Annotated in this window: 17 protein-coding genes; 8 read left to right on the forward strand and 9 right to left on the reverse strand. The window is 57.6% G+C overall.

Going from position 1 to position 21,186, the window contains the following annotated elements; all coding sequences use genetic code 11:
- Positions 1 to 13: 13 nt before the first annotated feature.
- Both AC2FFP_RS14090 and AC2FFP_RS14095 read right to left on the reverse strand, forming a co-directional pair.
- Complete coding sequence (locus AC2FFP_RS14090) at positions 14 to 1,924, reverse strand: ABC transporter substrate-binding protein (RefSeq protein WP_496779611.1); 1,911 nt, start codon at positions 1,922 to 1,924, stop codon at positions 14 to 16.
- Positions 1,917 to 3,689 (reverse strand): ABC transporter ATP-binding protein, encoded by a 1,773-nt coding sequence (locus tag AC2FFP_RS14095; RefSeq protein ID WP_496726786.1) that lies wholly within the window; start codon positions 3,687 to 3,689, stop codon positions 1,917 to 1,919. The genes AC2FFP_RS14090 and AC2FFP_RS14095 overlap by 8 nt, the downstream gene beginning before the upstream one ends.
- A gap of 233 nt (positions 3,690 to 3,922) precedes the next feature.
- Here AC2FFP_RS14095 and AC2FFP_RS14100 point away from each other — a divergent pair, with 233 nt between their 5' ends.
- From AC2FFP_RS14100 to AC2FFP_RS14130, 7 genes are all read left to right on the forward strand, one after another.
- Positions 3,923 to 4,420: a class I SAM-dependent methyltransferase gene (locus AC2FFP_RS14100; protein WP_496767133.1), complete on the forward strand. Its 498-nt coding sequence runs from the start codon at positions 3,923 to 3,925 to the stop codon at positions 4,418 to 4,420.
- Positions 4,421 to 4,437: 17 nt separating this feature from the next.
- Entirely contained in the window at positions 4,438 to 5,067 is a 630-nt protein-coding gene (locus AC2FFP_RS14105; protein WP_496767132.1) for a glutathione S-transferase family protein, read from the forward strand.
- 112 nt (positions 5,068 to 5,179) lie between these two features.
- Positions 5,180 to 7,582: a GcvT family protein gene (locus AC2FFP_RS14110; RefSeq protein ID WP_496881171.1), complete on the forward strand. Its 2,403-nt coding sequence runs from the start codon at positions 5,180 to 5,182 to the stop codon at positions 7,580 to 7,582.
- A gap of 2 nt (positions 7,583 to 7,584) precedes the next feature.
- Positions 7,585 to 9,135: a trimethylamine methyltransferase family protein gene (locus AC2FFP_RS14115; protein ID WP_496881172.1), complete on the forward strand. Its 1,551-nt coding sequence runs from the start codon at positions 7,585 to 7,587 to the stop codon at positions 9,133 to 9,135.
- Positions 9,136 to 9,810: a TetR/AcrR family transcriptional regulator gene (locus AC2FFP_RS14120; RefSeq protein WP_282120739.1), complete on the forward strand. Its 675-nt coding sequence runs from the start codon at positions 9,136 to 9,138 to the stop codon at positions 9,808 to 9,810.
- Positions 9,807 to 11,111, forward strand: coding sequence for an NAD(P)/FAD-dependent oxidoreductase (locus tag AC2FFP_RS14125; RefSeq protein ID WP_496881173.1), 1,305 nt, complete (start codon positions 9,807 to 9,809; stop codon positions 11,109 to 11,111). The genes AC2FFP_RS14120 and AC2FFP_RS14125 overlap by 4 nt, the downstream gene beginning before the upstream one ends.
- A gap of 56 nt (positions 11,112 to 11,167) precedes the next feature.
- Positions 11,168 to 11,899, forward strand: a complete 732-nt coding sequence (locus AC2FFP_RS14130) for a hypothetical protein (RefSeq protein WP_496881174.1) — start codon at positions 11,168 to 11,170, stop codon at positions 11,897 to 11,899.
- Between the two features lie 12 nt (positions 11,900 to 11,911).
- Here the strand turns inward: AC2FFP_RS14130 and AC2FFP_RS14135 are convergent, their stop codons facing one another.
- On the reverse strand, positions 11,912 to 12,271 hold the full coding sequence (locus tag AC2FFP_RS14135) for a DUF3307 domain-containing protein (RefSeq protein ID WP_496779658.1): 360 nt from the start codon (positions 12,269 to 12,271) through the stop codon (positions 11,912 to 11,914).
- Positions 12,272 to 12,515: 244 nt separating this feature from the next.
- Between AC2FFP_RS14135 and AC2FFP_RS14140 the strand changes: the two genes are divergently transcribed.
- On the forward strand, positions 12,516 to 15,512 hold the full coding sequence (locus AC2FFP_RS14140; RefSeq protein ID WP_496881191.1) for a cyclic nucleotide-binding domain-containing protein: 2,997 nt from the start codon (positions 12,516 to 12,518) through the stop codon (positions 15,510 to 15,512).
- A 3-nt stretch (positions 15,513 to 15,515) separates the two neighbouring features.
- On the opposite strand, the gene AC2FFP_RS14145 is transcribed toward AC2FFP_RS14140, so the two are convergent.
- The 6 genes from AC2FFP_RS14145 to pcaD all read right to left on the reverse strand — a co-directional run bounded on the left by AC2FFP_RS14145 (position 15,516) and on the right by pcaD (position 21,145).
- Positions 15,516 to 15,806: an ArsR/SmtB family transcription factor gene (locus AC2FFP_RS14145; protein ID WP_496767308.1), complete on the reverse strand. Its 291-nt coding sequence runs from the start codon at positions 15,804 to 15,806 to the stop codon at positions 15,516 to 15,518.
- Positions 15,807 to 15,915: 109 nt separating this feature from the next.
- Positions 15,916 to 17,148: a mandelate racemase/muconate lactonizing enzyme family protein gene (locus AC2FFP_RS14150; protein WP_496881175.1), complete on the reverse strand. Its 1,233-nt coding sequence runs from the start codon at positions 17,146 to 17,148 to the stop codon at positions 15,916 to 15,918.
- 24 nt (positions 17,149 to 17,172) lie between these two features.
- Positions 17,173 to 18,267 carry a Zn-dependent alcohol dehydrogenase gene (locus AC2FFP_RS14155; RefSeq protein WP_496767125.1) on the reverse strand — a complete coding sequence of 365 codons (1,095 nt, stop codon included), beginning with the start codon at positions 18,265 to 18,267 and terminating at the stop codon, positions 17,173 to 17,175.
- Between the two features lie 81 nt (positions 18,268 to 18,348).
- Positions 18,349 to 19,548, reverse strand: coding sequence for a TCR/Tet family MFS transporter (locus AC2FFP_RS14160; RefSeq protein ID WP_496881176.1), 1,200 nt, complete (start codon positions 19,546 to 19,548; stop codon positions 18,349 to 18,351).
- A 67-nt stretch (positions 19,549 to 19,615) separates the two neighbouring features.
- Positions 19,616 to 20,344 (reverse strand): alpha/beta fold hydrolase, encoded by a 729-nt coding sequence (locus AC2FFP_RS14165; RefSeq protein ID WP_496881177.1) that lies wholly within the window; start codon positions 20,342 to 20,344, stop codon positions 19,616 to 19,618.
- A gap of 12 nt (positions 20,345 to 20,356) precedes the next feature.
- The gene (gene pcaD / locus AC2FFP_RS14170) at positions 20,357 to 21,145 is read right to left on the reverse strand and encodes a 3-oxoadipate enol-lactonase (RefSeq protein ID WP_496767122.1); all 789 of its coding nucleotides are present in this window, start codon (positions 21,143 to 21,145) and stop codon (positions 20,357 to 20,359) included.
- Between the last annotated feature and the right edge of the window lie 41 nt (positions 21,146 to 21,186).

Genomic DNA, 21,186 nt, shown 5'->3' on the forward strand with positions numbered 1-21,186 from the left:
TAGCTGCTCCTGATTAGTCGGCGAAAAAGAATTCGTCGGGGCGGTGAATGCCAAAATGTGCGCCGGGCTCCCATGCCCACATGCCTTGCTCGGGCACGTTGCGCAGACGGTTGGACACTACGATAGGCTGCGGTGCGCCGTTCAGAATTCCGATGGCGAAAAGCTGGTCAGCGTGGATTTTCAACATCTCGGTCCAGACTGCCTTGCGCTCTTCGTCGGTGGTGGCAACCTCCCAATCATGTGCCAGTTGCATCAAACGCTCGGCTTCGGGCATGTCAGGCGCTTCACCAACGTCGCCGCCGGTCTGATAAAATTGTCCCCATTTGGGCCAGGCCAGAAACACCTGATCCGTGGGGGCCAAATAAGCAGGGGATGTGTGCGCCTGCGGTATACCGTCATCCCAGCCGAACCAAACTGAGGCCATGGTGTTGCCTGAAAATACGCGGTTGCGCAGAATGTCCCGGTCCAGTGGGCGCATGATCAGGTCCACACCGATTTCACGCCATGTATCGGTGACGATCTGAAGCGCGTTCTCAACTTCTTGCCTTTCACCGGCGGTTTCGATGATCAATTCCATCGGGCGGCCATCCGGCAGCAGGCGAATGCCGTTTTTATCGCGCTCGGCCAGGCCAGCTTCGTCCAGTAGGGCGTTGGCCATCTCAACGTCATACTGCGCCCAGGCTTTTGCGTTTTCCTCGTCATAGAACGGAGACGCGGGTAAAACGGACATCGCACCGGGATGGGCCAGCTTGAAATAGAGCGCTTGATTGATGGTTTTGCGGTCGATAGCCAAGGACAGCGCCCGCCGAACACGAACATCGCGCAGAACGTCGCGCCAAACCTCATCCGAGTAGTTCAGGTTCGGGTAGATCGCGATTTGTGATGCGACACCGGTCTTCCACAACAAGGTTTTGTAGTCTCCGCCTGCTTCACCTTTTTTCAGGATAGATGCATCGCGAAACGCCAGACCGCGCCCCTGCAGATCAGTCTCGCCAGCATTGGTCTTGGCCGCGACTAAGCCAGCAGCGACGATTTCCATCTCGACGACGTCGATATAAGGCAACTGAACGCCGTTGGAATCGATGCGGTGGTAATATGGGTTGCGAACGAAATTGTGGCGGATCTTCTTGCCCGAACTTGCATTCAGCCAAGGCTGCAGCGTCGGGAGTTCGTGGTTGTCGAACTTGTAGAGGTTGTCCAGTTTGTTGTGCAGCGCCGCCCAGCTTTTGACCCGTGCGTCTTCGACCTGAAAGGCGAGGTCTTCAGCATCTGCGAATTTCTCGTGATACTGTTTGAGGAATTCAGACGGCCGGTAGATGAATGGCGGGCGCGCTTGGGCCAGCGATTGCAGGAAATCAGGATTTGGGTTTTCCCACTCAAAGACAATAGTTGTCTCATCCGGGAAGGTCACGGTTGGCGTTTTACCTTCAACAATCAGGAAGTCAGGTGGGCCAGAAGGACTGAGCATTTCATTGTTGGCAACGTCTTCCCACCAATAACGAAAGTCTTCGGATGTGAACGGCGATCCATCGGACCACTTGTGCCCGTCACGCAGATGCAGTGTGAATTTCCGGTTCCCATCATTTTCATAGGATTCCAACAGATCGGGGACAATCTCGTAGTTTTCGTCAAACCCAACCAGTCGCGCATACCCATAGACAACCATCTGGCGGATGTCTTTTGACCGGGTCACCATGGTGCGCAGGGTACCACCGGGGGCACCAAACTCGCGGCCTTTGGCGGCCAGATCCACGACCAGAGGTTCGGCTGGCAGGCGCTCTGCGACCGGTGGCAGGTTCCCGGCGTTTACTTCGGCTTTCCAGAATTCGCTTTCTTGAGGGGTCGGTGTTCCTGCCGTGGCGGGCAGGACCAAAGTGGCAGCCAACGTGGCAGCCAGAATAAGCGGGCGAGTGGTTTTAAACATGGCATCGTACCTTATGGCCGGGCTCCATCTCTACCAGTGAGGGTATCACGGAGTCCGTAAATCGGAAGGTGTCATCCCAACTGTCTGGTGAACCAGCGCCCAACGCAACCAGTTTAAGGTCGATGGGCCGGTTGATGTCGGGTTCTGGTTGGGCGGCAATCAGCGCCTTGGTGTAAGGGTGTCGGGGGTTATAAAACAGTGTCTCGGGCGGGGCCTGTTCGACGACAAGACCCCGGCGCATCACGGCCACTTCGTCGGCAATGCGCGCCACAACCGCAAGGTCGTGCGAGATGAACAGGTAGGACAGGTTCAACCGGTCCTGCAGGTTTTCCAGCAAGGTCAGGATCTGTTCCTGAACCGATACATCCAGTGCCGATGTCGGTTCGTCACAGACAATCAGCTGCGGGTCCAGCATCATCGCCCGCGCAATCGACAGGCGTTGCCGTTGTCCGCCGGAAAAGGCGTGTGGGTAGCGTTTGAGCATATCACCATTCAGTCCCACACGCTGCAGCATCTCGACCGCTTTGTCCCGCTGTTCGGCGGTCGAACCAATGGAGTGGATTTCCAAAGGCTCGGTCAGCGCGTCTTGAATGCGCATCCGCGGACTGAGCGAGCTGTACGGGTCCTGAAACACCATCTGCGCCTTGCGTTGAAAGGCCGTGCGCTGAGAGCGGTTCATGTGGTGCACGGTGATCGGGTCTTCGCCTGGCGAGGTGCGAAACAGAACCTCGCCACCCGGATCGGGCAGTTCCGCGCCAAGGGCGATCCGCGCCGCCGTTGTTTTGCCCGAGCCACTTTCGCCGACGATTGCCAGTGTTTTGCCGCGGGCCAGATTCAGGTCCACACCTCGGCAGGCATAGATCAGCTTGTCCCCCTGCCAGCCCCTGCTGGACCGCATAGTGTAGGTCTTGGACACCCCCTTCATCTGTAGAATGAGGTCCTCATCCGGCATCGGCAGCCCGACCGAATCTTCGTCTGGAATCGCAGGGGCCGCGTTGAACAATTGTTGTGTGTAGGGGTGCGCTGGGGCGCTGAGGATTGGCGCGGCGGCACCAGCTTCCATCACCCGGCCTTTGTGCATGACGACAACCTGTTCCGCCATATTGGCAACAACCCCAAGGTCGTGTGTCACAAGGATCAGGGCCATGCCCGTCTCGCGCTGCAACTCCTTAATCAGCCCCAGGACCTGCGCTTGTGTCGTTACGTCCAGCGCGGTCGTCGGCTCATCTGCGATCAGCAGTTCCGGCTTGGAAACCATTGCCATCGCAATCATGGCGCGCTGGCGCATGCCGCCCGACAACTCGAACGGGTAAGAATCATACGCACGCTGCGGATCAGGAAAGCCCACGCGTTCGAATTGGGTCAGGACCTCTTTGCGGGCTTGCGCCTCGGACGCGCTCCGATGCAGCCACAAGACCTCGCTGACCTGATTGCCGATCTTGTGCAACGGGGATAGTGATCGCATCGGTTCTTGAAAAATCATCGAAACCCGATTGCCGCGAATGTCGCGCATCTGGCGTTCGCTGATCTTGGTCAGATCCTCGAAGCCTTTTGAATCGTTCAGGGTTATCGTGCCACTGCGGATTTGCGCGGCACGTGGCAGAATACGCAAGGCCGCCCGGCACGAGATGGTTTTTCCCGATCCGGATTCACCGACCAGAGCCAATGTCTGCCCAGCCTCGACATCAAAGTTGACACCTTTGACAACTGAGTCGCCCGCACCAAAACCGATGCTGAGGTCTCTGACGGACAACAACGCAGTCATGCGGGTTTTCCACCCGTTCGTCCGTGGTTCGACATCGGCGTATTCAACTCCCTGTGTTTTTTGACTTAGTCTCGCGCGGTTGTGCCTGTGTAGTCAAACCCGTTCTTGGGCCGAATTGTCGCGAAAATGTGAAACTTAGGCCAATTTACCTACACAAATCCTTGAGGATTTGTCATCACATGCGGTGTCGGCCCCAAATCATGAGCTGACTGATATCAAGGAGAGATTTCCCCGTGCCCGACAACCAAAGCCGCCTGGATCTGTTCATCGACCGTATGGTGTCCCAACGGGCCTGTCTGGATTTCGCCATCTCTGAAACCAAAGGAATGCCTGGGCCAGTGTTCGAACTGGGGTTGGGCAACGGGCGCACCTATCATCACATGGTGCAGTATATTTCAGGTCGACCTGTTTATGTGTTCGAGCGCGCCGTGGCGTCGCATCCGGATTCCACGCCGCCCGCAGATCGGGTGATTTTGGGGGATGTGCGAGAAACACTACCGGCCTCGGTGGATCGGTTCGGAGCCACGGCCAGTCTGATCCACGCGGACTTGGGCGGCCACAACCGCAAAAAGAACGACGACTTCGCCAGATTTGTCTCACCATTGATCGAGCCGCTATTAGCCGAGGGTGGTTTGATGGTGTCCAGCGACCGGATGTATTTCGATACCTTGACCGAAGTTTCCCTTCCCGAAGGGGCCGTCAAAGGTCGCTGTTTTATCTACCGCCGCTGACCTGGAAGGGAACCTCAATGCTTTTCTATGATTGTTCCACGGCCCCCAACCCGCGGCGCGCGCGCATGTTCATTGCCGAAAAGGGTTTGGATATCGAAACCCGAGAAATCTCGATCGGCAAAGGTGAGCAACTCAGCGACGAATTTCGCGCGGTGAACCCGAATGCAACTGTCCCCGTGTTGGTGACGGATGAGGGCAGCACGCTAACCGAGAATCTTGGGATCGCCGCTTACCTTGAGGCGCGGTTTCCCGAGCCATCGCTATTGGGGCGCACACCCGATGAAAAGGGACAGGTTCTGATGTGGAACAGCATTGTCGAACAACAGGGCGGCATGCCTGTTGCCGAGGCCTTGCGCAACACGCATCCGGCCTTTGCGGACAGGGCGATTCCGGGTCCGGTGAATCACCGGCAAATTCCGGAATTGGCTCAGCGAGGGTCCGCGCGGGTTGATCATTTCTTTTCGCTGCTCGAACAGCGGCTGGGCGAAAGTGCGTTTATCGCAGGTGCCGACTTCACCCTCGCGGACATTTCCACCTTTGTCTTTGTGGACTTTGCCCGCGTGATCAAGAAACGGATTCCACAAGAAAATACAGCCACTTTGGCATGGTTCGACAAGGTCGCATCCCGTCCCAGCGCTCAGCTCTAGAAACTGCTGGCCCGAGGCCGGTTCTTCGCTTGCGCGGAACTGTACAGAAATGTCTAGACAGAAGTGAACAGTGCCACTAGCGTCCTTCCTTAGTCATACAGGGGAGCGCAGTATGAAATCTCAGTATCGCGTTGTGGTCATCGGGGGCGGCGTTGTGGGCGCCTCGGTTCTGTATCATCTGGCCAAGTTTGGCTGGACAGATGTGGTCATGCTGGAACGGCGGCGGCTGGCGTCCGGCTCGTCCTGGCATGCGGCTGGCGGCATTCACGCTCTGAATGCGGACCCAAACATGGCGTCGCTTCAGGCCTATACAATCGATCTGCTCAGCGAGATCGAAAAGGAGTCTGGTCAGAATATCGGGTTGCACATGACCGGTGGTCTGACATTGGCGGGTACGCCAGAACGGTGGGAATGGCTGCAGGCGAACTATCGCATTTTCCAATCCATCGGCATTGACGACTGCGAGTTGCTTTCTCCGGAAGAGGCGCAAAGACGTTGCCCCATCATGTCCACCGACGGCGTATTGGGCGCGATGTGGGCTGATCGCGAGGGCTATATCGATACAACCGGCACGGTGCAGGCTTATGCGACGGCTGCCAAAAAACGCGGTGCTGAGTATTATGAGGAAACCAAGGTCGAGGAGCTGATCCAGACCGATGATGGCTGGCAGGTCATCACCGACAAGGGCACAATCACTTGTGAACACGTGGTTAACGCCGCTGGCCTTTGGGCCAAGCAAGTAGGGCGTATGGCCGGGGTGGAGCTGCCGGTGTCTCCTCTGAAACACCACTATCTGATCACCGATACAGTCCCCGAGGTCGCTGAAGCCGAATTCGAAATGCCGATGACGGTGGACCTCGAGGGGTTCACCTATATGCGGCAGGACCAGAAAGGCGTTCTGGTCGGGATTTATGAGGTGGATCACGAACACTGGGCCATGGACGGCGCGCCTTGGAATTATGGTGAGGAGCTGTTTCAGGAACAGCTTGATCGGATCGAGAACGAGCTGACGCTTGGCTTTGAACGCTATCCGTCGATCCAGAACGTAGGCATCAAGACTTGGGTAAACGGTGCCTTCACCTTTGCCCCCGATGGCAATCCGCTGGTCGGTCCGGTGCCGGGCAAGCGCGGCTACTGGTCGGCCTGCGCGGTTATGGCAGGTTTCCTGCAGGGCGGGGGCGTCGGCAAAACGCTGGCTGAATGGATGATCCATGGCGAGCCCGAGGCGGATGCCTGGCCAATGGACGTGGCGCGCTTTGGTGATTTTGCGCAGAACAAGCGATACATCCGTGAAACTACGGGCCAGTTTTATTCCCGGCGCTTTGTTATGACCTACCCGAACGAGCAATTGCCCGCGGGCCGACCGCTAAAGATGGCCCCGGCGCACGACGCGATGACGGATGCGGGTTGCAAATGGGGCGTCAGTTGGGATCTTGAAGTGCCGCTGTATTTCGCGCCGAAAGGGTTCGAGGAAACACCGACGCTCAAGCGCTCGAACGCGCATGACATCGTCGCCGCGGAATGCAAGACAATCCGCGAAGGCGTGGGATTGCTGGACATTTCGGGCTTTTCGCGGTTCGAGGTCTCGGGACCAAATGCAGAAGTGTGGCTCGACAAAGTCATGGCCTCGAAACTACCTGCGCCGGGTCGCGCAAAGCTGGCGCCTATGCTGGGTGAAAATGGGCGGCTCAAGGGGGACTTGACCGTTCTGAACTGGGGCGATGGTACCTGGTGGATCATGGGCAGCTATTACCTGCGGGCTTGGCACATGCGCTGGTTTGACTATCACATGATCGACGGCGTTACTGTCCGGGATCTGGGCGAGGAATATTGCGGTTTCGCCGTAGTCGGTCCCAAATCGCAAGCGGTTGTGGAAAAACTGGCCGAACAGGACATCTCGGACCTCAAATTCATGGGCTGCGGTGATTTCGACATCGGGCTCGTTCGCGCACGTGTTGCCCGCATGTCTGTGACCGGCGAGAAAGGATACGAGATCAACTGCCGCTACGGAGACCACATCAAGCTACGCCGTATGTTGCTGGAGGCCGGGGCAGATGAAGGTGTTCGCGAATGTGGCTTCAACGCGATGCTGTCGACGCGGCTGGAAAAGAGTTTTGGCATCTGGTCTGCAGAATTCACGCAGCTCTACACTCCGGGCATGACCGGAATGGATCGCTGGATCGACTGGGGCAAGGATTTTGTCGGAAAGGATGCGGCAGTCGCAGAACGTGACGGCAATGGTCCGGCGCAGGTTCAGGTAACACTGGAAGTGGACGCCGCAGACGCGGACGCCAGCGGATACGAACCCGTTTGGGCAGGCGATGAGCGCGTGGGCTTCGTCACTTCGGGCGGGTATGGACACTACACTGGAAAGTCGCTGGCAATGGCGTTAGTCAACCGCGAAAAGGCCGAGCCGGGGACAGAATTGTCGGTGCACGTAGTTGGCGTTGAGCGCTCGGCGCGGGTCATCGCACCTTCGCCTTACGATCCTCAAGGCAAAGCGATGAGGGGCTGACGATGATGTCGCAAACACCTGAACGCGGGCGACGAAGGCGCGGACGAAGCGCCGAGGCAGCCCCTGCGCCGAGTCGGAACGTGAATTATCGCCAGTTGAAGAATCCCTTCCCGTTGATGGAGGTGTTCCCGGCGGATCAGATTGCGGACATGCACGAAACGGCCTTGCGAACACTTCAGGAGTTGGGCGTCAAATGCCTGCTTCCGGAAGCCCGGCGTCTCTTTGCGAAAGCAGGCGCGCGTGTGGATGAAGATACCGAGATGGTGTTTATCGGCCGCGACATTGTTGAGGCCGCTGTTGCATCAGCGCCAAAGTCGATTGCGTGCCATGCAGGCGCGCGACACAGAGACTTCACACTTGAGCTAGGTAGTTTGGTGTTTCAGCCGGGGGCAGGGGCACCGAACGCGACAGATCTTGAACGCGGCCGCCGCCCGGCATCGGGGCAGGACTATCTGGAGTTCCTCAAGCTGACGCACCATTTCGATGTGTTCCAGATGATCTCGCCTCAGGTCGAGCCGCAGGATGTTCCAACCCATCTGCGCCACTACTTCACGACGCAGGCGCAGATGGAGCTGACCGACAAGTTCCCGTTCTTTTTCTCACGCGGGACGCCGCAGGTGATGGATTGCTTTGAAATGCTTTCTATCGCGCGTGGTCTGTCGGACGATGAGTTTCAGGCGGGCGCGCATTGCTATACGATCATCAATACGAACAGCCCGCGCACGCTGGATATTCCAATGGCGCAGGGGCTGATTGATTTCGCTCGCAATGGACAGATGTCGATCATCACGCCGTTCACCCTGATGGGCGCGATGGCCCCGATTACAGTGGCCGGGGCAATAACGCTTTCACATGCTGAGGCGTTAGCGGCGCTGGCGCTGGCACAGCTGACCAAACCGGGTGCGCCGGTGTGTTATGGCACGTTCACCAGCAACGTAGATATGAAATCGGGTGCGCCCGCATTTGGAACACCCTCACATTTCCAGGCTTCGCTTGCCGCAGGTCAATTGGCGCGGCACCTTGGGCTGCCTTGGCGGTCAGCTGCCGGATCAGCGTCGAACATCAACGATGTACAGGCGGCGAATGAAAACCAGTTTGGTCTTTGGGGCTGTCTAATGGCAGGGGCGACGGTAATCATTCATTCGGCCGGTTGGCTCGAGGGTGGCTTGACCGTGTCTTTTGAGAAAATGATCTGTGACGCCGAGGTCCTGAACATGATCGCCGAACTGTGCGCGGGGGCGCAGGCGGGCAAAGCTGAGATCGGTTTCGACACCGCGCTGAGCGAAGTCGAACCAAGCGGGCACTTCTTTGCGTCGAGCCAGACGATGGAGCGCTACAACACCGAATTCTATGAACCGCATTTGCACGATTACGCAAATTTCGGAACCTGGACGGAACGCGGATCAGTGGATGCCAATCATCGCGCAACCAGGGTTTGGAAAGGCATTGTGAATGACTTTAAGGCCCCGCCCACAGACAGCGACCGCATTGGTGCCTTGCGAGACTATATTACGCGCCGTACGGCTGAGGGCGGCGCCCCGCCGGAGAGTTAGATGAGCACAAAACCCATCCTGCACCGGGATGACCCCGAAGCTGAACCCTTGGTTGGTAACATCAAAGTCACGCGTGACGACTGGCTGAACGTGGCTATGGATGTGCTGATCTCGGACGGTGTAGATCAGATCAAGGTCCTGAACCTGGCTGAACGGATGGCCGTGTCGCGGTCGTCTTTCTATTGGTACTTCAAATCCCGGCAAGAGCTTTTGGATGCCCTGCTAGCGCGCTGGCATGCGACGAATACAGCGGCTTTGGTTGCGCAGGCCAAGGCCCCAGCGGATACGATAACCGCAGCCGTCTGCAACGTGCATCGTTGCGTGGTGAACACCGAATTGTTCGATACCGCGCTGGATTTTGCCGTCCGGGATTGGGCGCGCAAATCGGGGAAAGTGCGCCGGGCGCTCGATCAGTCGGATGCGCGCAGGCTCGAAGCGCTTCACGACATGTTCGCGCGGTACGGCTATTCCGAAGTTGAGGCCGAAACGCGCGCCCGCGTGCTGTACTACATGCAGATCGGGTACGATCTGGCCCAGCTGAACGAACCAATGTCCACGCGGATCGCAATGGTTCCGCATTACCTTTATGTCTTCACCGGGGTTGAGCCCAAGCCCGAGGAAGTCGAAGAATTCAGCGCCTATTCAACGCGCTATTGGAAGGGAGAAGCCTCATGAGTCAACCTGACGCAATCATCATCGGAACAGGTGTGATCGGAGCGGCCATCGCCTTTGAAATGGCCAAAGCGGGCTGGAAAACCCTGTCGCTGGACAGAAACAGTCAGGTTGGCCACGGTTCGACTGCCGGATCCTGCGCCATTATCCGCATGCATTATTCGACCTTCGACGGAACGGCGTTTGCGTGGGAAGGTTACCACTACTGGCGCGATTGGGCCGACTACCTCGGCCTGCCCGAGGATGCCAATCTGGCGCAATTCCGCGAAACCGGCTGTCTGGTGATGAAGACCGATGCCAATGGCTTGCTGGAAAAACACATGAAAAACAGCGCCGATCTGGATTGCCCGTTCGAAGAATGGTCACCTGATAAAGTCAGTGAGCGCCTGCCGATCTACTCGCAGGACAGTTTCACACCGGCGCGCCGGATGGATGATCCGGAATTTGGGCACCCGAACGGGCGCAAGATGCAGGGCGGCGTGTTCTGGCCGCAGGCGGGATATGTCACGGACCCGGCTTTGTCCGCGCAGAACTTGATGGATGCTGCCAAGCTGCATGGCGCAGAAGTGCGCACTGGTGCCGAAGTGGTCGAGATATTGTCCAGCGACGATCGGGTTTCAGGTGTTAAACTTGCCTCGGGCGAAGAAATCCACGCAAAAATCGTCGTGAACGTCGCGGGCCCTGGCTCAGCGATCATCAACAAGATGGCGGGTGTCCTGGATGATATGACGATCGAAACCCGCCCGTTGCGGCAAGAGGTTGTGCACGTCCCCGCACCCGAGGGGTTTGATTTCGAAAACGACGGAACGATTGTCTCGGACAGCGATATTGCCTGCTATTGCCGACCCGAGCACGGCAACCACATTCTGGTTGGCTCGGAAGACCCCGAATGCGATCCGCATCAATGGTGCGAAGACGATGTGAACTATAATCACGATTTCACCGACCAGTGGACAACGCAGGCCATGCGGTATGCACAGCGCGTCCCAAGTCTTGGCATCCCGTCTAAAACACGCGGAGTTGTGGACCTGTATGACGCATCCACAGACTGGATTCCGATCTACGACAAATCCAGCCTGCCGGGGTTCTACATGGCCTGCGGGACCAGCGGGAACCAGTACAAGAATGCTCCGATTGCGGGCAAGATGATGACCGCCCTGATCGCGTATTGCGAAGGTGGCGCGGATCACGATGCGCAGCCGCTGCAATACGAACTTCCCTATATCGGGCGGAGCATTGATGTCGGGTTCTATTCCCGCAAGCGACCCATCAACGAAGAAAGCAGTTTTTCTGTACTGGGGTAGTTAAGGAAAAAAATCGCCCTATCCTTCCGGGGAACTGAAAAAGCGCAGGACCCAGGATGGCCGAGCTGACACATCGCGTTCTGATACTAGGCAGTGCGCCGGCCGCTGTGGCCGCGCGCGAGTGGCCTCGGGATCCGTTCACCCACATCGTTGCCATCAACAACGCATGGCGAATTCGTGATGATTGGGATGTCCTTATTCACCCCGAGGATTTCCCTGTCCGCAATCGTCCAGACAAACTGGCCCACGGCCAACGCATTGTCGAAGCCGATGAATACGTTCCCCTTCAAAACCAGTTTGGAGGGTTTGTTTATGCTGGTGGGACTATGGCGTTCACGGCCGGTTACTGGGCCTTGGCCGCGCTTCAACCTGCCGTTTTGGCATTTTTGGGCTGTGATATGATTTACCCAAATTTCGGCCAGACCCATTTTTACGGCAACGGAACAGCCGATCCTTTGCGCGCTGATGTGACGCTGCGATCGCTTGAGGCGAAATCCGCCCGGTTAGCGTTGTTCGGTGCCGCGCAGAACTGCCTCGTGGTTCGACTGTCGCAGGGTGAAAGTCGGCTGGTCTTTCCTTCGGTGACGACTGACACCTTAATGTCTGCCGCGCTGCCGTCGACAAAAAGTATGCAAGCGGCACTGCAGGCGGAGGAACAGCTGAATTACTTCGTTCCGTCTGGTCGCTACTGGAAAGAAGCGGAACGTTTCGATGCCGCTAGAATTGACCATTTGGATCGAATGTGGCTGGACGCGTATTGCCCGCAATCCCTGGAAAACGTCGCCTGAGTCTAACGCTGATCAGGTCGCGAATGTAGCCCAGGCCCATACCATGGCAATGTAGGTCAGGTTGTGCAGGCACTGGTCCAGACCGGCAGCTCGCCAAAACGCGGCCTGTGTCGGTATCAGTTGCTTTTTGTCCGAATAGCTGGCCTTGGCGAAATCAATATTGAAGTGAACAATCCATTCCAGCGCCGCAATGATCAAAATAAACGACCACGGCGCGCCAAACAGCAAAAAGACAATCACTGACCCGATAACATGCACACCGGCATGCTGCGCGCGGCCCGCGTGAAAATACTCACCGCGCCCTGCCAACATTTTAGGAGTCTGGAGAAAAAAATCCGCAAACATATGTTTGATCTGCAACAAGCAGAGCATCAATAGCACTGCGCCTAAACTGGCAGTCAAATGAGTCCTCCCAATATCGTCCCAGAACAGACTCTAGGCACTAATCTGTGGTTGCGCAAATGAACTTGTTCACACTTGGCAATTAACTGTTCAAACTGGAAACTATTTGCCTCTTTTGGCTGGACTAACGTAAATTCACAGTGTTGGATTTACTGCACTTTCGTCAAGACTGTTTCAGTGATCCGTAGTAGGGGCAGGTTCCATAGAACGTTCAATTTTCCAGTTTATTTGGAAATACTCGAAGCGCGACCAGTTGATTCTGCTGGCCGTGACGTCCACGTTGTTTCCACTACTCTATCTGACACTCGAACTTCCCAAACGCATCATCAACGATGCAATCGGTGCTGCCAGTCCGATTGTGGATGTTTGGGGCTATAGCCTGCCGCAGACCACATTTCTGATTGTTCTGTGCATCGGGTTCCTGATTGCGGTGCTGGCGCATGGCCTGATGAAAATGCGCATCAACACCATGAAAGGCGTGCTGAGCGAGCGTATGTTGCGCCGGTTCCGGTACGTGCTGATCAGCCGCGCGTTGCGTTTCCCTCAACCCTATTTCGAACGCGTCAGCCAAGGCGAGCTGGTGTCGATGGTCACCGCCGAAAGCGAGCCGATGGGTGGGCTTATGGGTGATGCGATCAGCCAACCAGTTTTGCAGGCGGGCCAGATGATCACCATCCTGTCCTTCCTGTTTCTGCAAAGTTTCTGGTTCGGGTTGGCGGCAGTTGCGCTGATCCCGCTGCAAGCTTGGCTGATTCCGAAACTGCAGCGACAGATCAACCTTCTGAACAAAAAACGCATTCAAGAGGTTCGGTTGCTGGCCGCCCAAATCGGCGAGAACGCGGCGGGCGCGTCCACGTTGCGTGCCAATGGCGGGTGGCGATACCGCCGGGCGATGGTGTCCGATCAACTGGGCCGCCTGTTTGGTATCCGGTTCGAGATCTACCAGAAAAAGTTCTTTATGAAGTTCCTCAACAACTTCATTTCGCAGCTAACGCCGTTCCTGTTCTATCTGGTTGGTGGTCTTCTGGTCCTGCAGGGTTCGGTTTCGCTGGGTGCATTGGTTGCGGCCCTGGCTGCGTATAAGGACCTCAGCTCGCCGTGGAAGGAACTGCTGACCTATTATAACCAGACACAGGATATGTCGCTGCGCTGGGACGTGGTGACGGAACGGTTTGCACCTTCCGGAATGCATGACGAAAAACTGTTCGATGGCGAACCCGAGACCACGCCAAGGCTGAACGGCGACATAGTGCTCGACCATGTTTCGGTCCGCGATATGGACGGTAACCAGGTTCTGGATGATTTGAACCTGTCCTTTCCCAGCGGGAAAATCATCGGGATCGCGGCCCCCAGCGAAGAAGATCGCCGCGCTTTGGCAGAGTTGCTGACGCGGGAAATTCTGCCCAGCTCGGGCCGAGTGCGGATCGGTGATATCCGTTTGGCAGAGCTGCATCAAAGCGTTGTGGCCGCCCGTATTGGGTATGCTTCGTCACGACCCGTAATGTTCCAGGGTACGCTGGGCGACAACGTCATGATGCCGATGCGGTTCAAGCCACAGACAACCGAAACAAACGACCCCGGATATGATGAGACGTTGCGGGCCGGCAATAGCCCGGACCCCTTCAAGGCAAACTGGCTGGACCCGACGACTGCGGGATTGGCCAGCGCTGAAGAGGTGCGCGACTGGTGGTTGAAACTGATTGACGGGATGGGTTCCGGCGCGGCGCTGTTTTTGCGCGGGGCCGAACAGGTCTTCGATGCCGCCGAGCATCCCGAGCTGGCCGACAAACTGGTCGAACTGCGACCTTTGGTTCAGGATGCGGTGAAAGCATCAGGGCTGGAGCAACAGGCCCTGATCTTTGATCGCGACAGCTATAATCCTGCCTTGCCGGTTGCGGAGAACTTGCTGTTCGCCACGCCCAAAGTGCCGGTCACGCAGGAGCTTTTGGCGCAGCAGACCGTGTTCCTTGAGCAATTGCGCGAATTTGGTCTGGATGAGACTCTGGTGAGCCTGACACGCGATGTGATTGAGATGCTGCGCCAGATTTTCGGCCTGGACGGCACCGATCACCCGCTGTTTCGCAAACTGGGACTAGAGGCGCAAACGTACGAGGCTGCGGTCGAGCTGGTCGAAAAGACCCGGAACGAGGGCGTATCGGGGCTGAATGATGAACAGCTGGCAAACCTGCTGGCCGTTCCGTTCGTGATTTCGGCGGAGCAGATTGGACCAGCCTTCACCGACGACCTCAAAGACCGCATTCTTGAGTTGCGGCATAGCCATTCCGAAAAGTTGTTGGAACGGTTGCTCGATGTATTTGTCCCGTTAGACAAAACGAAGTTCGCGCCTGGCTTGACGGTTCTGGAAAACGCTTTGTTCGGAAAGGTCAGTCAGATCGGCGGCGCCCGTTCGGACGAGGCGCGCAAACTGATCGTGGATGTATTGAACGAAAACGGTGCGCGCCCGTTGGTGGTCGAACTGATCTATGACGTGCCGGTGGCGCTTGGCGGTCAAAACCTGCCCGCGGTTTTTGCTGAACCTCTGTCCTTTACGCGCGCGACGATCAAGAAACCGGATATCTTGATCCTTGAGGATGCGCTGGCCAGTTATGACATGGCCTCGAAAGTGGCCGTGTACAAAAATCTACGCGCTTTGCTGCCGGATACCACGGTGATCTACCTGAACGACCAGTTCGAAAACCCGAGCGTGTTCGACATGTATGTGGAAATCAGGCAAGGTCGGGTCGTCTCGGACGAAGGACCTGCGGACGTGGAAGAAGACAGTGCCGCCTCAGCTGACCTTTCGCGCAAGCTGCGCGCGCTGGAACAGACACCGCTGTTTTCCGGGCTGGACCGTCGACAGCTGCGCCTGCTGGCCTTTGGTGCGCGCTGGTTCGATGCCAAAGCAGGAGAGGTTGTTTTCCTTAAGGACGATCAGCCAACCGACGGCGCCTATGTGGTGCTGGACGGGGAAGCCGGGCTGTACCTTCCGCAAACCGACGGAGTGGATCAGTTGATTGCCACGGTCGGCCCCGGTGCCCTGGTCGGAGAATTGGGCCTGATCCGCAAGGAACCTAGGGCGCTGAGCATGATCGCCGAGACGGAACTGTCGTGCCTGCGTATTGGTGAAGAGGAATTCCTGGCCGTGGTCGAAAATGATGCCGCAACCGCGTTCAAACTGTTGCAGGTGATCGCGGGCTATGTATCGAACTAAGGGTTATTCGCTGTCGGGGCCGCAGAACATATCGTAAAGAACGGCGATCACCTGCGCCGCGCCGTCGTTGTTCAGCGAGTAATAGATAGACTTTCCGTCCCTGCGCGTCGCAACAATGTTCTCAGCGCGCAGGCGCGCCAGCATCTGACTGACCGCAGCCTGACGGATACGCAACAAGGCCTCCAACTCACCCACGGATTTTTCGCCGTCGGCCAGATGGCACAGGATCATCAACCGCCCCTCATGCGCGAGCGTTTTCAGAAATGCAGAGGCCCGAGCCGCGCTTTCTTTCATTTCAGATAGCGCGGCTTCGGTTTGTTCGGTTTGGTCGTCTTCAAGTGTCACGCGTTGCCTGTTTAACACCTATGGGTTGGGTCAATGTGCCCCAAGACCTATTGAGTTGTCACCCCTCGGTTGCAGGGGCACCACCTTGAAAGGCGTTTCCGTTCACGTAATCACAGGGCTCTTCCTGCATCTGCAGATGCAGGCCATCACCGTTAAAAGGGTGCGCCCGTGCAAGGTCTTCGTTCACCTCAATCCCCAGGCCCGGTGCGGTCGGCGCGGGGACAAATCCGGCCTCAACCTGCAATGAGCCGTTGATGAGTTGATCGTGAAACGGCGTGTCTATGGTCTCAAGCAGCAGCAGGTTGGGGATGGACGCGGCCAGATGGATATTTGCGGCCCATTCAACCGGACCCGCGTACAAATGTGGGGCCATCTGGGCGTTGAAGACTTCAGCGATGGCCGCGACTTTCTTCATTTCCCAAATTCCGCCGGCACGACCCAGCGCCGGTTGGAGGATTTCCGCCGCCCCAGCCCGCAAAACGGCCGCGAATTCGACTTTGGTGGTCATGCGTTCACCGGTCGCGACCGGGATCCGAACGTTCCGCGCGACACGAGCCATATCTTCAATCATGTCCGGTGGTGTCGGTTCTTCGAACCAAAGCGGTGAATAGGGTTCAAGCGCCTGACCCAATCGGATTGCGCCCGCGGTGTTGAACTGGCCGTGGGTGCCGAACAGCAGATCGGCTTTGTCGCCCACGGCCTCTCGGATCGCTTTGCAGAACGCAACAGACATCGAGATATCGGACATCGCAGGCATGTGCCCGCCCCGAACAGTGTAGGGCCCGGCGGGGTCAAACTTGACGGCTGTGAACCCGCGCCGGACCATTTCGGCGGCACATTCGCCAGCTTGTTCAGGCGACGTCCAGAAATCGTTCAGGTTATGTTGGGGCAGGGGGTACAGATAGGTGTAGGCCCTTATGCGTTCGTTCACCAATCCCCCCAGCAAGGCATAGACCGGGCGATCGCGATCTTTACCAAGAATATCCCAACACGCGATTTCCAGTCCTGAAAAGGCGCCCATGACCGTCAGATCAGGACGCTGTGTAAATCCGCTGGAGTATGCTCGGCGGAACATCAGCTCAACGTTTTCGGGGTTCTCTCCCAGCATGTGCCGTTCAAACACGTCCCGAATGACATGGCACATCGCCTCGGGGCCAACCGAGGATGCATAGCATTCACCCCAGCCCGTGATCCCGGTATCGGTCGTGACTTTGACCAGAATCCAATACCGCCCGCCCCATCCGGGCGCAGGAGGGGCAGTGACAATGATGTCGAGGTCTTGCAGTTTCATCAGGTGGTCTCCTGCCCTGCCGGGTTAATCCCTGTCGAAAACGATCACGTTACGCTTGGCGGATCCGGTTTTGGTGTTCTCGATCGCTTCGTTGATCTGCGACAGCGACCATCGGCCTGAGATCAGTTCATCCAGTTTCAGGCGTCCCTGATCATAAAGGTCGATCATCCACGGAATATCCCGCTGAATGACAACATCGCCCATTTTTGATCCGATCAAACCCTGACCCAGCGCGGCCAGAACTACCGGCTCGTAGCTTGCCATATCCCCGGAGTGCGGCATCCCGATCATTACCGCCTTACCACCCGGACCCAAGTAACGAGGGGCTTGGTCGTAGGCAGGAATCGCGCCGACGGTGATCAAAACGGCATCTGCGCCGCGCCCCCCAAGCGCCTTGTAGGCGGCCTTCCAGGGGGCTTTCTGATCTGCTAAAACGCCGTGGGTCGCGCCGAATTCCTTGGCAATGTTCAGCTTCTCTTCGGTCATGTCCACGGCCACAATACGGCGTGCACCGGCGATGCGGGCGCCCTGAATTGCGTTCAGCCCGACACCTCCGGCACCGATCACCACCACGTCCTGTCCGGGCCGCAGCCCGGCGGCATTGACGGCGGCGCCGACGCCCGTGATCACTCCGCAGGACAGCAGGCTGGCGACGTCTTTGGGCATCGACGGCGGAATTTTGACGATCTGTCGGTGGCTGACCACAACCTTTTCGGCAAAGGCACCACAGGCCATAGCCTGCTCCAGTGGTCCACCATCTGCTGTGCGCAACGGCCCGTTGACCTTGTCATAAGGCGTTTCGCAAACAGTTGGTTTCCCCCCCGCGCAAGAGGGGCACGAGCCACATGCCCGGATCAGGGTAACGACAACCGGGTCCCCAACCTGAAATTCACCTGCCGAGTCGCCGACCGCAGTGATAATACCCGCTGCTTCGTGCCCGTAGACGGCAGGAAGATGCCCGCCCCACGCACCACCGGCAAATGAAATGTCTGAATGGCAAATTGCCACCGCATCCAGTGTCACCTCGACCTCATCTGACTTGGGCGGTGCGATCTGAATATCTTCGATGACCAGAGGTTCACCGAACGCCCGGCAAACGGCGGCTTTGATGGTTTGCATGCTGTCCCTCTCTCGCTTTGCGCTACGGTGGCGCGCTTATCGGGACGCTGCAAGGCGGAATCCGTCAAAGGGATGTCGTAGTTATGCCATGACCCCACGTGAACGGGAAAACACAAGAAGACAGATCACCATCATGACGAATGCCAAGAGGAATGGTGCGCCCGGCAAGTAGATCACCGCGTCGGGTTTAATGAACTGGGCGAACACGCTGGTCATGAGCAACGGTGCGATGACCATCGACAAAGCGTGCAAGGATGTCAGCACCCCCTGCAGTTCACCCTGTTGCGAATCGGGCGTCTTACGCGACATCAGGGCCTGCAGGGCAGGGGTCACAACCGCTCCGATCGCAGTGATTGGGATTAGCATCAGGGCAATGATCCCGTTGGTCAGAAAGGCCAGAAGAAAAAAGCTAAACAGCTCGAAGCCCATGCCGTAGATGATTGTAACGCGTTCCCCCAAATACTTGGTTGCGGGACGGATCAGGCCGCCCTGAACGGCCGCCATGCCGATCCCGTAGACGCCCAATGACAGGCCGATCATTTGTGGTGACCAGCCGAACCGTTCGGTTGTGAAATACGCCCAAATTGCCGGGTAGACATAGATCGAGATGGAGTACAGGAGATAGACCCACAGCATCGGCCGGATACCGGGCAACGCGGCAATCGCGCGCAGAGAGTTCACTGGGTTTGCCCGCCTCAGGCTGAAGGCCCGGCCCGTCTTGTCGGTGACCGTCTCGGGCATGACACATACACCGATGATGAAGGCCAGTGCAGACAAACCCGCCGCAGCCCAAAATGGTGCACGTGTGCCATATTCGCTCAGCAGCCCACCTAGTACTGGGCCAAAGACAAACCCGACGCCAAATGCTGCGCCCAATAGACCAAAGTTTGCAGCCTTTTCGTGGGGTTTCGACACATCCGCCATGAAAGCCGCCGCCGTTGCATGCGTGGCAGCCGTAATGCCTCCGACGATGCGTCCGGCCAACAGCAACCAGATGCTGCCCGCAAGCGCCATGACAACATAGTCCAGTGACATGACGAACAGCGAGACCAGCAATACCACCCGTCGCCCGTAAGCATCCGAAAGGTTACCCAGAACCGGTCCGAACACAAATTGATTGGCGGCAAACGCGGTGCTGAGGATGCCACCCCAGATCGCAGCTGTCGCCAATGTGCCACCCTGAACTTCGACGATCAGTTCCGGCATGATAGGCAGGACAAGGCCGATGCCCATGGCGTCGATCATGACCGTGAGAAGGACGAAGAAAAAGGGAAGACGCATTTGAACCGCAAGGATGATAATTTGGGCGGACCTTATCCGCAGACGATGCGGGTTGAAAGGGATGTGCTCAGACTTGTGACCCTGGCAGGTCTTTTGCGATTTTGTCCAACAAATCAGCGAGTTTTTGGGGTTGCGCAAAAAACGGGGAATGCGACGTGGCAATCGTATGCCGCATCGCTTCGGGGGCGCTGCGGCTCATTTGTTCCTGGTATTCGGTCGGGATGGTCCGGTCATCGGTTGCCCGGATGTAGGCCTTGGGAACCCGGTCGAAATTGCCGGTCAAGGGCACGGGGGTGTCCTGTGGTGCGATGGCTTGCGGGCACAAGCGCGCAAATGCAAATGGCACGGTTTCGGGTGGGCAGTCGTGGTAGAACAGATCATGCACCTTGCTTGGTACAACCGTATACGAGAGGCCGTCAGTTGATTTTTCGACCGCATCATGGATTGTCTGCCGGGGCGATCGTTTGCGCATTTCCACCATCGAAAGACCATCCTGCGGGACGTAGGCGGCAAGGTAGATAAGGGCGCGCATGGCCTCCGGTGCGGCTTCGGCCGCGGCACTGATCGGGTAGCCACCCCAGGAATGACCGACAATGATTGTATTGCGCGAGGTCGCATCCAAAATTGTGTCGCGACAGCTGTCCAGCGTCACATCGGCAACGGGCGTCGGATCCGATCCGTGGCTGGGCAGGTCAATGGCGCGTACCTCGTGCCCCAGCGCTTCCAACGCCGGGATAAGGTCGCGCCAACACCAGGCACCGTGGCAGGACCCATGGACTAACAGAAGATCGGCCAAACCAAGGCTCCTTCAAACATGTCCGATTTCGGTCAGAAAGCTGTGCAGCAATGCCGCGTATTCTGCCGGCTGTTCCACACAAGGCAAGTGCCCAGCGCGTCGCATCAGCTCGAACCGAGAGCCGGGGATCAGGTCAACGGTTTCCCGCACAAGATCCGGTGGGGTCGATCCGTCCTCGCTGCCGGCGATGCCGAGGGTCGGCAGGCGCAGGCCGCTGGTGGGGGTGTAGAAATCTGTGCCGGAGATTGCCGCGCAGCAGCCCAGATAGCCATCCACCGGCTGGCGCACCATCATGTTGCGCCAAAGCAGATGCTCGGGTGATGCGCGAAACGTCTTTGAGAACCAGCGCTCCATGGTTGCATCAGCCAGGGCCTCGATCCCGCCTTTTCGTATCGCGTCCATGCGGTCCTGCCAGATCGAAGGGATACCGATCTTGGCTGCGGTGTTGGACAGCACCAAAGCGCGGACCTGATCCAGACGTTTGACGGCCAGTCCTTGTCCAATCAGCCCGCCGATCGAAAGGCCGACAAACACGCAATCGCGGACTTCAAGGAAATCAAGCAATCCTTCCACGTCCCGCACAAGCGCACCCATCGAATAGGGGGCCGGGGGTTGCGACGAAAGACCATGCCCGCGCTTGTCAAAACGGATCACACGCAGCCCTGCAGGCAGGTGCGGCAACACATCGTCCCAAAGCCGCAGATCGGTTCCCAAAGAATTGGCAAACACAATTGGCGCGCCGCCTGGATCACCATCGATCCGGTAGTGGATTTGAATGTTTCCAATGTCTGCGATCTGCACGACTCAATCCCCTGGCGTCACACGCCCACATGTCAGGTTGC

This window comes from Ruegeria sp. YTSC004, from assembly GCF_059609805.1.